The sequence below is a fragment of the Streptomyces sp. NBC_00341 genome, assembly GCF_041435055.1.
Taxonomy (GTDB): Bacteria; Actinomycetota; Actinomycetes; order Streptomycetales; family Streptomycetaceae; genus Streptomyces.
In genome coordinates this window covers 5,269,399-5,282,106 of the sequence record NZ_CP108002.1, presented here as the reverse complement: position 1 = coordinate 5,282,106, position 12,708 = coordinate 5,269,399, and the positions used below count along the sequence as shown (strand labels likewise).

Genomic DNA, 12,708 nt, shown 5'->3' with positions numbered 1-12,708 from the left:
CGGCGCAACAGTGGGACGGTCGTAACACCCATACGAGTGGACCAGCGGCACAGTGGCGCGGCACACTCTTATCCGCACGAAGGGGAGGGCCGATGCCACCAAGGAGCTACCCGACCGCCAGGCAGAAGCGATTGGGCGCGGAGCTTCGCAAGCTGCGCGAGCGCGCCGGAATGTCCGGGAGCGAGGCCGCCGCGTTCCTGGGCGGCGAACGCGCGCAGATCAGCCACATCGAATCCGGTCGCTACGGCGTGAGCGACCAGCGCGTCCGTCGCCTCGCCGCTCATTACTCGGCCGGTACGAAACATCTGGTGGACGCACTCGCGAGTATGGCCGAGGAGCGCACCAAGGGCTGGTGGGAGGAGTACCGGGGCATACTTTCACCCGGATTCCTGGACCTGGCCGAGCTGGAGCATCACGCCATATACATCCGCACTATTCAGATGCTCTATGTACCCGGCGTGTTCCAGACGGAGGCATACGCGAGAGCACTCATTCAGGGCGGTCTTGCCGATCTCCCGGCCTCGGAACTGAACACGCGCGTTGAGCACCGCACCAGGCGACGCGAGATCTTCGACCGCCCCCAGCCCACCCCGTTCGAAGCGTTCATCCACGAGGCCGCACTTCGCATGCGGTACTGCGACGCCGACACGATGCGCGAGCAGCTGGAGTTTCTGCGCACGGTTTCCACTTGGCCATCCGTGACCGTCCGCATCATCCCGTTCTCCGCGCAGATCACCAGTTCGGTGCACTCGGTGCTGTATGCCGGAGCCACTATTCCGGCACTCGACACAGTCCAGATCGACAGCTCGTTCAACTCGGGCTTCCTGGACGCCGAGGCCCAAGTCGCCAAGTACCGCGCACTGCTCGAATCCGTCGAGTCGATCGCCCTCGGCCCGAAAGAATCAGACCAATTCATCCAACGCGGCGCAAAGGAAATGTGAGCCAACGGGCATGACAGAGGCAATCAACTGGCAGAAATCCTCATTCTCGGGACCGGACGACAACCAGAGCTGCATCGAGCTGGCGCCCGTGGACGGCGCGATCAAGATGCGCGAGAGCGATGACCCCGACCTGGTCGTCACGACGAGCGTCGCCAAGCTCCGCGCCTTCGTCCTGGGCGTCAAGGCCGGCGAGTTCGACCACCTGATCTGACCAACTCGGCCGAGCGCCCTCCGCCTGAACGACAGGCGGAGGGCGCTTCACGTGGCCCGGCACAACTTTGGGACGTCCCACTGTTGCGCCCCGCGTATCGGTGACGCTACGGTCACCGTACGTCGCCACCCCGGCTGGGCGTGCCACTCAACCGCACCCGGTGACGCCGCAACTCCCCCTGCATTCGGACCCGTTGATGGCCACGCACACCCACACGCTGTGATCGGACGGTCGACCATGCGTACGTCACCCCAAGCCGCCCCCGCAGAGGCCCGCGTCGAGCGCGGCTTCCGGTTCGAGGTGCTCCGGTACTCCCCCGCCACCAACTTCGTCCCGGAACCGGTCGACCTGCGCGTCCTGCCCGGCCCCCGCGAGGCGATCCGTGTCATCCGCGTCCAGCTCCGCGCGAGCCACGTACTGGGGCTGAACCCGCGCGAGGCGGCGCGGGCGCTCTACTGGGCGGACCAGGGCGGCTGGGTACAAGCGCTCGGGGCGCTGCACCGCGGCGAGCCGTGCGGGTTCACGCTGCTGCTCCGCGAGGGGCGCCACATCGAGTGGCACGTACGCCCCCTGCTCCACCTGACGCTCACGCCCCCGACGCCTCCGCCGAGGGCCCACTGATTCGGGGTCAGCCAGGCTCGCGGGAGAGCTCCCCACTTCAAAGCCCTTCCGCGGCACGCGTCAGCGGGAAGCTTCCGTTGCCTGCGGATTTCCCTGTTCGGTCGCGCGGCGGTATTCGGCGTTGATGCGCCGGGCTTCTTCGAGCTGGTCTTCGAGGATCACGATGCGGCAGGCGTCTTCGATCTTCGTGCCCTGGTCGACGAGTTCACGGGCCCGGGCGGCGATGCGCAGCTGGTAGCGGGAGTACCGGCGGTGGCCGCCGTCCGACCGCAGGGGGATGATCAGCCGGTTCTCGCCGAGGCTACGGAGGAAGGCGGGGGTGGCGCCGAGCATCTCTGCGGCTCGGCCCATGGTGTAGGCGGGGTAGTCGTCATCGTCGAGGATGTCGGTGGGACGGGGACTGCGAGGGGGCATAGCACCTCATCTTTCGGGGACATGGTCGAGGGGCCCGAACGCCTTGCGGCACCCGGGCCCCGAGCTTTCAACACCATCTACCGGCTGACTGCGCCGGCTTTCTTGTTCCGCTTGTCCGCCTGGGAGGGCAGAGGTGCGGAGATCGCATATGCGTGACCGGGGACCACCTTCCGTTCCGGGGTCTGCGGTACCCGAGCGGCGCTTCTTCTCACCCGGGCGATCCTGATGGCGTCGGCTCCTTACCTCGTACGAACATCGGTCGTTCCTGCGGATACTGCGGGTGCTGCTCGCGACCCCTGGGGCCGCTCGGCCCGGCTGCCAGCGAGGGAGCCCACCGCTTCCGGCTCCGCCACTCCACCGCCGTTCCGCACCCTGTTGCGGTCCTGCACACGGCAGTTCGTGTCTGCCGTGCCGTCTTTGCCGTCCTGGTTACGAGGAAAACACTACTCACGGCACAACCCAGATGTCTACTCCCGCCATGACAGTTTTTCTTCGTTGCGCAGTCTGCATCTTCTTGCTGTGCCCATGTGAGGGAAATTGCTCCACTGTGAGTGTGAAGTCCGATGGGCCGGGCACGGGCACCTCTTAGCGGTAAAACCGACGCAGTGGGGTGATCGCGTATGAACGGCACAGCGACGACCGGCGCGGCAGTGCCCGCAGCCCTGGTCATCGAGGACGACAGCCTGTCCGGCGTGGCTCGCGCCCGCGACGCCACCCGCACCTTCGCGCGCGGTCTTGACCCGGCGCTGGAAGCCGAAGCGGCGGAGACTCTCATCCTGGTGGTGTCCGAACTCGCCACCAACGCGTTGCGCCACGGGGGCGGCAGCTACACCCTCCGACTCGACGCCACCGCCGAGTCGGTGCACGTGGCGGTCAGCGACCCCAGCGCCTCACCACCGTGTGAACGCGACCCGGACCTGAGCGATGGCACGGGCGGCTTCGGCTGGCACATGATCCGCCGTCTCACCGACTCCGTGACCACTGCCCCCGGCCCTGGTCAGGGCAAAACCATCTACGCCCGCCTGAACCGACGCCACACCGAGGAGGACGGCGTCGGCACCGCCCAGCTGTCCTGGTGATGCGTGGCCACTGCCATCCGGCCGACGCGACGGCGCCGAGGAAGACCGACGCGAGCCACGTACGGGGACGAGCCCTGCGGGGGTTCACGCTGCTGCCCCGCAGGGGGCGCCAAATCGAGTGGCACGTAAGCCCCCTGTTCCACCTGACGCTCACGCCCTCGGCGCCACCACTCAGTGCGCGATGCCGTCGATCAGCTCACGCGCACCCTGACGCAGCAGGCTGACGGCGACGGACGTGCCGAGGGTGGCCGGGTCGAGGGGCCCCGCCCACTCGTGGGCGTTGAGGACGGTCTTGCCGTCAGGGGTGAACACCTTCGCTCGGAGCGAGAGTTCGCCGCTGCCTTCGACCTGGGCGTATCCGGCGATCGGGCTGTTGCAGTGGCCTTGCAGGACGTGCAGAAGCATCCGCTCGGCGGTCGTCTCGCGGTGGGTGACCGCATCACCCAGCTCGCTGATCACGTCGATCAACGCGGTGTCGTCCTCGCGGCACTGCAGAGCGAGGACTCCCGCGCCGATCGGCGGGCACATCAGCTCGGGCGACAGCACCTCGGTGATCACGTCGGTACGGCCGATGCGTTCGAGCCCGGAGAGAGCCAGCAGCAGCGCATCGGCCTCCCCGGCGGCGAGCTTCTCCAGGCGGCGGTTGGCGTTGCCCCGCATCGGCACGCAGTCCAGGTGGGGATGCGAGGCGGCCAGCTGGGCGACGCGCCGGACCGACGAGGTGCCGACGCGGGCGCCGGCCGGGAGCTCGTCGAGGCGGAGGCCCTCCGGGTGGATGAGCGCGTCCCGGATGTCGTCGCGGGCGAGGAACGCGGCGAAGGTGGTACCGGCGGGCAGCGGCCGGTCGGCGGGGATGTCCTTCACGCAGTGCACCGCGAGATCCGCCTCGCCCGCGAGGAGCGCCTGGTCGACCTCCTTCGTGAACGCACCCTTCCCCTCGACCGCCGCGAGGTCGCCCATCCACTTGTCGCCGGTCGTCCTGACCGGGACGACCTCGGTGACGGTGTCCGGGTAGCGGGCGGCCAGCAGCGCGCGGACGCGCTCCACCTGGGCGAGGGCCATGGGCGAATCGCGGGAAACGATGCGGATCAGATTCAGTTCAGAGGCGGGCACAGCGCCCACGATAGACCTCGGTCCGGGGCGGGGGGCGTCAGGCCCTGGGGTCCATCTCAGCGATGCGGCAAGCGGGTTGAGGGCATCGGGCAGAGCTGTACGGAACGTGGTCGGCGGGCGGTGGGGCCATCCGGCACGGTCGCCCGTGGCGTGCGAAGAGTGCGGGGTGGCGGCCCCGAATCGGCCAGCGGGTGTGCCCCGACAGCCACCGTCAACGCATTCACCTCACCCACGAGAGCGCCTCCGGCCGTCAAGGCCACCGGGATCCCTCCGCAGGACCGTCCGAACGCTCCGGAGCCGTCAGGGTGCGACCGGCGGCCGCTGACGCGGAGGCGAGGACGAAGAAGCTGCCAAACGCCTGGAAAATAGCCGGGCCGGCGCAGAAAATCCGGAGTTGGCTCTTCAGCGCCTCGTAGTACTCGGACTCGGTGAGCTCGGCCCTGGCACTGTGCTGTGGATTATCGGTCTTGTCCCAGTAGGTGTAGTAATAGCCTGACGCGTCTGCGTGTACGTCCTCAGCCGTTCCGGCACCGGTTGCAAAGCCAAGCACGGCCAGGCAGATGATGAACGCGTACGCGAGCTTGAGGGTGGGCGGCAGCAGCAGAACATAGCTAATCAACCGGTCGGCATTTCGTCGCCCCATCAACTGGGACGAGGCTCCGCTGGTGAAGGTACGGGCGAGGGCAACGGCGAAGACCGGGAAAGACGAAAGGAACAAGCCCACTACGAGCCACTTGGGCACAATGTATTCACCGGGTAGCCAAGTCGAGGCCATACAAAGCAGGTCGATCCCGCAGAGCACCAACGCCAGCCCGAAGTGCACCCTGTAGCTGCCTCGCAACTCCCTCATGACGGCCCCTCCCGCGACGGCCCCTGATCGGTGCTTGATCCCTGTCAGCGGCAACTTGAACGGCGTTGTAGTGGTGCACCTTATAGCTGCTCGGGTTTGCGCTGCACGCCTGGCAACGGCGATCGAACCAGGACTGGCTTGTCCGGTGTCAGATCCATTTTCCCACTCCTGCGCGAAGGCTGTTGACTGCAGGGATCTGAGCCGTCCGAAAGGGAGTTGTTCCGCGTTGTGCGTGTAGTAGCGGGTACCGATTTTGGAAAGTGGGCAGCATCCTCGACCAGGCACCACAGCTGGCTCAGGTCTCCACGATGTGGGGCTTGAGGCCGAACGCCCGCCAGATCCGTGAGACGGCCGACTGTGACATGCTCTCCGCCTCGGCCATCGAACGCATCGACCAGTGCGAATCACCGGTCGGTAGTGTTTGGCCAAGCGTCCTGGCGACCAGGGCTTCGACCTATTCGTCCGCGATCCTCCGCTGCGCCCCGAGCGTGGCCGGTCCGCCAGACATCGCCCCACCCTATAAACTCAAGCGAACTACCGACTCAGGACACTAAGTGTTCCAGTCGGCTGGTGGTACAGGGGTCGACAGCGACCGTTACGGGAAGCACGACTGCGGCGCCGGGCTGGCGTTATATCCTGCCCGGCACCGTGGGAGTCCTTTGCGCCGGACTCAGGACGCCTCGTCGCACCTCATCTGATCGTTCACCCATTTTCGGCTGACGATCTTGCCGCCCGAGGTCACGTATTCGCCAGGCTTCAACGGGGACGAAGGACGGACTGACTGATCTATCCAGTCTCCTCTGGAGGATTCACGATACCCGTCCCGCTTGACTTCCTTCACATTTACATAGAACCCTCCGGGGAGCTTATTCATGAGCGGTCTCTCTTCGCGACGGAAGCCATCTGGTGATCCTACGGTAAAAAGACCTTGTTCCACCTTTTTGGAATTTGCCCCTTCGGCGCTCCACAACGTCCTCGAGCTGACCTTTTCCCCATGCTCCACATGGACGTAGGCCTTGGCCCTGGACACCTTGCTCACTGGGCAGATGGGGTAGGCGATCACGACGTTCCCGTGATCGTCCCATCGGTACCCGAACCTCAGGGAGCTTGGAGAGGGCCCCTTGCAAGAGGCTAGGCCAGCGGCGAGGAGAAGCAGTGTCGCGATTGACGCTCTTCCTGACCTTCTCAGCATGGGAGGTACCCGCCCTTCCCTAGACCGGCATCGATCTCATACCTGTTGTGGCAGGGGTCAGTTCCAGCCATGAAGTATTTCGGCATGAAGAGGAATCCCGATTTTTCCCACTGCTTCGTGTGCACGCTTTCGTGATCCAGCCGATCATCTTCGACGTACGCTTTTTCAAATCCTGTGACGTAAGTGCCTCCGACGTTCGTCCCTCCACGTCCGTACAAGGGTTGCGCTGTCTGGCACACCGTCAGGCCCTGCTTCTCAAAACATTTGGCCCCAGACACGCGTGCCAGAGTCTCGTAGGTGGCACCAGCCAGATGACTCTGCAGGTTGTTGATCTTCCCTATGGCGCCATGCACGGCTGGCTTGGACTTGCTCCACGCCGTTCCGTAGTTTCCCTTGAGGACGCTCACAAGGACACCATCCCTCTTGCGACGTTCGGCCTCGGCTCTGGCCTGCGCTGCTGCTTGTGCCTTGGCTCTGGCGACAGCCGACGCTGCCGCTTGTGCGGCTCTGGCAGCAACCACTGCGGCCGCGTTGTAGTGGTAGACCTTGTAGCTGCTCGGGTTTGCTACGTACGCCTGGTAGCGGGGATCGAACCAGGACTTGGGTGTCTGGTGCCAGACCCACTTTCCGCTCTTGTAGGTGTACCCCGCGTTCATTCCGCGGTCGGCCGCCCAGCGGTCGTCGTTGTATGAAGCGCCGCCGGCCGGGCCGTCCGGGCGGAGGCCGTCCGGGTCGGACTTTGTGAGGGGGCTGTTGTGGGCGTAGCTGTACGCGTTCATCTGGGCCGGGTCAGCGGTGTCGATGATGGGGTCGACGCTGAGGAAGCGGCCGAGGGTGGGGTCGTATTCGCGGGCGCCGAGGTGGGTGAGGCCGGTGGGGTCGTTGGTTCCGCCGACGAAGCCGCGGGTTCCGAAGGCCGTTGACTGTGCGGATCTGAGCTGACCGAAGGGGAGTTGTTTTCTTCGGGTGATGGCGAGGGTGCCGACAGCGATGGCGCTCATCGCCGTGCCTTGGTGGTCGCTGATGAGGTAGGAGATGGTTCCGCCGGTGCGGACCGCGACTGTTTCTCCGTTGTGCGTGTAGTAGCGGGTACCGGTTTTGGTGCCGTTCGCGGCCAGGTCGAGCTGGTCGCCGTCGGGCAGGGTGAGGGTGCTGGAGCCGTCGGCGTTCTTGGTGATGAGCCGGTTGCCGTCGGCGTCGTAGAGGTAACTGCTGGTCTTGCCGGCCTCGGTGAGCGTGGCGAGGTGGCCCTCCGGGTCCCAGGTCAGGTTCTGGGTGGTGGTGCCGACGGTGCGCTTGGTGGTGTTGCCCGTCTCGTCGTACTCGAAGGTGCTGGTGCGGCCGTTGTCCGGGCCGCCGTTGACCGTGGCCTGCTGCACACCGTGGGGCAGGCCCGTACCGGGCGCGGGGTGGGTGTAGGTGGTGGTCGCGTCCGTGCCGGTGGTCGTGGCGGCGTGTTCGGTCTGCTCGGTGCGGTTGCCCAGCGCGTCGTAGCCGTAGCTCTGCCAGTAGGCGTCCGGGCCTCCGACCGTGGACTTCGAGGGGGTGGTGGTGCAGTCCGTCTTCGCGGTCCATGCCTCGGTCAGCCGGCCCAGGGGATCGTTCTTGAAGCACTGGGTATCGGTGGACTTCTGCGCGTCCTGACCGCTGACCGATGTCACTCCTGTGACGTTACCGGCGGGGTCGTAGGAGTACGAGGTGTCGTCCACGCGCTGTGGTGCGATGTCCCGGTCGGTGATCTGCCGCGTCACGCGGCCGGTGTGCTCGTCGTAGATCTGGGACTTGTAGACCTTCTTGCCCAGCGTGGCTCCGTACTCAAGTCGCTGGGAGCGGGAGAACGCGTCGTAGGTCGTGTTGGAGACCAGGACGCCAAGTCCGCCACTGACCCGGAAGGGCAGGTCGTCGCTGTTGTAGTTGGTGGTGACGCGGTCGGCGGGAATGTTCCCGACAGCGGGGTTCAACGTCCAGAGCAAAGCGCCGGTCTCGGGCTTGTAGCCGTAGGTCCAGGTGTACGTGCCCGCCAGTCCCCCGGCCGCGGAGGGAACCGTGGTGGTGGTGGACGTGGGCTGGTAGCGGTCGTCGAAGGCTCCGATCGCGGTGGTGTACGCCGCGCCGTCCACGTAGCGCGTGCTACTGGTGAGCTGCCCCTTGGCCAGCGTGTCGTACGTCCACTTCGACAGTGCGGTGTCGCCCTGCTTGACGCCGGTCTTGCGTCCGAGCTTGTCGTACTCCGTGGTCAGAGTGATGTGACGGTCGTTGGACACAGCCGTGACGCGACCGGCGGCGTCGTACGTGTTGTGGACCTCGCCCTGGTCCGGGTCGTCGACCACGGTCTTCTGGCCACGGCTGTCGAAGGTGTAGCTCCAGACATTGCCGTCGGGGTCGCTGACCGACTTCGGTTCGTCGTACTTCCCGTACGTGTACGTGGTCTTCTGTGAGGACGTCCGTGCTGCGTCGGTGTACTGGAGGAGTTCGGTCGTGCGGCCACGGGCGTCGGTCACCGTGGTTGAAGCGGTTCCGCCCTTCGGCGGGATCACCGTGGTCCGGTCACCGCCGAAGGCCGTCTTGGTGCGCCACTGCTCGTCTCCGTACTTGACCGACAGCGAGTCGGTGATCCGTCCTGTGCCATCGAACAGGTTCTGTGTCGCGGCCGGGACCTTGTTCACCGTGGTGGACGCAAGCTTCGCCGAGGGAAGCCCGGTCGTGTAATAGGCGGCGTACGACTGCCAGGCCCAGCCACGGGTGTCGTACATCGTCTCGGTCATGATGCGGTCCTGGGTACCGCTGGCCGGTGCCTGCGTCTGGCGTTCGCGCAGCAGCCCGTCGAACAGCGCGTAGGTGGTGCGGTAGTCGCCGTTCTGCTTCAACGTGCTGGTGGCGACGGCGTTGGCAGCGGTCTTGGAGATCGTGTAGCTGTACTGGGCGGAGGGCTTGTCGGCGTGATCGGCCTTGGCCCATCCCGGCTCCCACACCTTCAGCACGCGGCCGAGGCCGTCATGGACCGCCTCGGTGCGCTTCCCGTTGGCATCCACCTCCGCGGTGGCGACGCCGCGGGCCGGCTCGTAGGTCGTGGTGGATTCGTGCTTCAACGCGTTGGTCACCTTGATCGAAGTGGGGGCTTCGGTGGTGGCCGGGGTGTATGCGGTGGTGGTGGTGTTCTTCAGCGCGTCGGTCGCGGTCTTCTCGCGGCCGTGCTGGTCGTAGGTGTGCGTGGCAGTGGTGAGATAGCCGGTGCCCTTGGCGTCCTGTTCGTCCAGGCGGGTCACATCGCCCTTGACGGGTGCGGTGGTGAGGCTGGTCGCACCGTCGTAGTAGTTCCGCTGTGCCGAGATCAGGTCATTGGGCAGGGTGGGGGTGGTACCGCACGCGCGGGCCACGGTCTTGGCTTCGGAGACGAGCGTGAGGATGTTGGCCGTTGCGTTGCGGGCGTAGGTCGTGGTGGTGCATTGCTCGTCGCCCGTCTTCGCGGTGTCCCCGAGTTCCGACTCCGTGAGGATCTGGCCCACGGCGTCGAAGGTCCGCTGGACCTGAGTGGTGCGCCATCCGGCCCCTACAGCCGTGCGCGTCTGCTCGCTTCCCCCACCGGTGGCATACGCCTTGAGCGCGGGGAGGCCCTCGGCCCGGGTCTCCGTGGCCGTGGCGGCGGACAGCCATGGCTCGAAGCTCGTTGCCGTCTCCAGCTTGCCACCGTCACCGTTGTAGGTGGCCTCTTCGCGGGTCATCCCCGCGAAGGCCTCCTTGTCGGTGACAGCGACGCCCTCGTGGTCCTTGACGGCTGCGCCGTCGATGCCCCTGAAGTAGCGGTATTCCTTCAGTGTCCGCTGGTCGGGGGCCGCGCCGGTGCGTACCTGAACCCGCCCGTAGCCCTTGCGGTCGCTGTAGGTCAGATGCTTGGCGGTGGTGAACTCGTCGTCCTTGGACTTGGCCCAGCCCATACCGTCCAGGTAGCTGTAGTCCGTCTGCTTGGCCGGAGCGCCACCGGTGTTGTCCGTCTCCAGGATCTGGGTGACGACATAGGAGTGGAACCAGTCCAGATACGGCTCGTAGTTCGCGGCGGGCGCGTCGGGCGGCGACCACTTCACGGGGTAGCAGCGTCGCGTGTTGGACGTCGGGGACGGCACGTCGCCGGCCTTGCAGTCGGCCGGTGAATACGTGATGCCGAGGGTTCCCCCGGTCTCCGTGGTGATGCCGTAGACGCGGTACCGCCACATCGCCGGGACAGGGTCCGGATCACCGCCGGTGGTCGCGCCCTCGACGCGGTTGGGGAGCGTCAGGCCCTTGAAGCCGACGGCCGGCAGGGTGACGTCGCCGGTGCCGGTGTGCCCGGTACGCGTGAGGGACGCAAGCCACAGGGCGGGGTCACTGCCATCGCCGGTGCTCGGGAACTCCTGAGTCAGGGCCCAGGTGTCGACCGGCTTGTACGCGCTGCCGACCCGCACCGAGGTATCGATCTTGGTGATGCGCTTACGGCTCCAGAAGGACGGGGAGTACCGGTCCTTGCACTGGGTGCCCGAGGCGCAGTAGCGGTCGAAGGGAACGTCCGGCCAGTTCTTCGCGTGAGCCTTGTCGAAGGTTCCGCAGTCGCTCAGGCAACGCTCGGAGGTCGTGAAGTCGACCTTGGCCGCCGGCTTCTCGTAGAAATTGGTGGAGCGCAGGCCGTACTCGATGCGCTTGAGGGAACCACCGCGGTCGTAGACGGTGGCAGTGGAGTCACCGGTGGACGGGTTGACGTTGCGACCGTAGTAGTTGGTTTCCTTGTCCCAGTAATACGTCATGGCATCGCCGTGCGGGTCGACAACCGCGTCCAGGTTCCAGCGCCACGCCTGCTGGCACCAGGAGTCCTTGAACGCCGTGGCGTGGCACGGCTCTCCAGTCTGGTTGCCGTAGACCGGAACGGTCCAGGTCGAGTTGGTCTCGGCCTTCCCCGTGGCCCAGCCCTCGGGCCGGTTGTAGCCGAAGTAGTAGATGGTTCCGTCAGGGGTGGTGACGCGCCAGTGCTCGCCGTCGTTGTCCCCGTTGGCTAGGGCCGTGTCGGTCAGCTTGACGGCCTTGGTGCCGTCGTCGCTCTCCAGGTGCCACTCGCCCGAAACCGTGTCCTTGATGAGGCTGTTGGACTGGCCGCCGAGGTTGATGACGGCGTTGTCCTTCTTCCAGCACAGGTCACCGACCTTGGCGGTGGTGTTGCTGTTCTTGGTGTCGTCCGCGCACGAGATGTACTGACGCTCGATGTAGCCCGGCTCCATCGACCAGCCGTCGCCGATGCTGTTGGCCTGGTTGTTCGTCGACGCGGTGCGCCCGTCAACCGACTGCGAGGAGTAGCTCAGCTTCAGGTCCGGCGCCGTCTCGCCAGGCACATCAGGGACACCGATCGGGTAGTTCCACGAGAACGCGCCGTTCGAACCCCCGGCAGCCCACGAGGCGGACGGGGCGAGGGACGTCGCCTTGAAGCTGCCGGACGGTCCCGACTCGGCCGCCGTCGCAGCGAGGAGAACCGTCCCCTCGGCCAGCGAGAGTTCCTGGCCGTGCGTGGTGACGGGCGCCGGAATCGATGCATTGTCCGCAGCGGCGAGCATGGGTGCGGCCGTGGGGAGAGTCAGCCGCGTCGTCAGGGAGCCGGCCTTGGTGTCGTTGCTCGTGGGCAGCGTCCGGCCAACAGCACAGCCCTTCTGGCCCGGGGTCTTCGCAGCGCAGTCAGGCAGCTTCCGCAGGGTCAGGCGGGAGGCCCAGTCGCCACCGTAGGCATTGCGGAAACCGGAATAGTCGACCTGGACGTCCACCACGCCCTGGGCCCCATCCGTGGGCCTCAGCGCGAGCACGACCCCGTCGACGCCCAGCTTCTGGGTGGCGGCGCGGTCGAGTACCTGCACCTGGACCCGCTCGGGTCCCGTCGGCTTCGTCGTCGCGTTGGCCTTACCGGCAGCGCCTGCAGCTGGGCCCACACGTACGGGCAGGGAACCTGCCTTGAGGGGACCGGTCCGGCGAAGCTCTGCAGTGGCGGTGCCCGCCTTCGGCCACGTGACCCGAGGCTGCTTCCAAGGATGCTGGAGCGCCCGGTCGGGCTTCGGATCCGGCTGTTTCTTCACTTCGGACGTGGGTACGGGGTCGGACTTCGGCAACTTCAGCAGCTGCAGCTCGGCGGCGGCCACAACAGGTCCGGCCAGCAAACTCGCAAAGAGGAACGCGATCAGCGCGACGGCTATCAGCCGCACCCGCCGCCCCATGCGTCTCGTGTCGACGCCCCCACCCAAGTACATGCGCTGAACTCCCCCAACTGTTCGATGTAAGAA

8 protein-coding genes are annotated in these 12,708 nt (G+C 66.3%); 4 read left to right on the top strand and 4 right to left on the bottom strand.

Going from position 1 to position 12,708, the window contains the following annotated elements; all coding sequences use genetic code 11:
* Nucleotides 1–92 precede the first annotated feature (92 nt).
* From OG892_RS23805 to OG892_RS23795, 3 genes are all read left to right on the top strand, one after another.
* Complete coding sequence (locus OG892_RS23805) at nucleotides 93–941, top strand: helix-turn-helix domain-containing protein (protein ID WP_371630238.1); 849 nt, start codon at nucleotides 93–95, stop codon at nucleotides 939–941.
* Nucleotides 942–951: 10 nt separating this feature from the next.
* Complete coding sequence (locus OG892_RS23800; RefSeq protein ID WP_311303850.1) at nucleotides 952–1,152, top strand: DUF397 domain-containing protein; 201 nt, start codon at nucleotides 952–954, stop codon at nucleotides 1,150–1,152.
* 237 nt (nucleotides 1,153–1,389) lie between these two features.
* Nucleotides 1,390–1,773, top strand: coding sequence for a hypothetical protein (locus OG892_RS23795; protein ID WP_371630237.1), 384 nt, complete (start codon nucleotides 1,390–1,392; stop codon nucleotides 1,771–1,773).
* A gap of 60 nt (nucleotides 1,774–1,833) precedes the next feature.
* Here OG892_RS23795 and OG892_RS23790 read toward each other — a convergent pair whose 3' ends face one another.
* Complete coding sequence (locus tag OG892_RS23790) at nucleotides 1,834–2,187, bottom strand: MerR family transcriptional regulator (RefSeq protein WP_073732759.1); 354 nt, start codon at nucleotides 2,185–2,187, stop codon at nucleotides 1,834–1,836.
* A 620-nt stretch (nucleotides 2,188–2,807) separates the two neighbouring features.
* On the opposite strand from OG892_RS23790, the gene OG892_RS23785 reads away from it, so the two are divergent.
* Nucleotides 2,808–3,266: an ATP-binding protein gene (locus OG892_RS23785; RefSeq protein ID WP_328865829.1), complete on the top strand. Its 459-nt coding sequence runs from the start codon at nucleotides 2,808–2,810 to the stop codon at nucleotides 3,264–3,266.
* A gap of 171 nt (nucleotides 3,267–3,437) precedes the next feature.
* Here the strand turns inward: OG892_RS23785 and hemC are convergent, their stop codons facing one another.
* The 3 genes from hemC to OG892_RS23770 all read right to left on the bottom strand — a co-directional run bounded on the left by hemC (nucleotide 3,438) and on the right by OG892_RS23770 (nucleotide 12,360).
* Complete coding sequence (gene hemC / locus OG892_RS23780; protein WP_371630236.1) at nucleotides 3,438–4,388, bottom strand: hydroxymethylbilane synthase; 951 nt, start codon at nucleotides 4,386–4,388, stop codon at nucleotides 3,438–3,440.
* Nucleotides 4,389–4,629: 241 nt separating this feature from the next.
* Complete coding sequence (locus OG892_RS23775; protein ID WP_328865831.1) at nucleotides 4,630–5,229, bottom strand: hypothetical protein; 600 nt, start codon at nucleotides 5,227–5,229, stop codon at nucleotides 4,630–4,632.
* A gap of 1,185 nt (nucleotides 5,230–6,414) precedes the next feature.
* Nucleotides 6,415–12,360: an RHS repeat-associated core domain-containing protein gene (locus tag OG892_RS23770; protein WP_328865832.1), complete on the bottom strand. Its 5,946-nt coding sequence runs from the start codon at nucleotides 12,358–12,360 to the stop codon at nucleotides 6,415–6,417.
* Nucleotides 12,361–12,708: the final 348 nt, after the last annotated feature.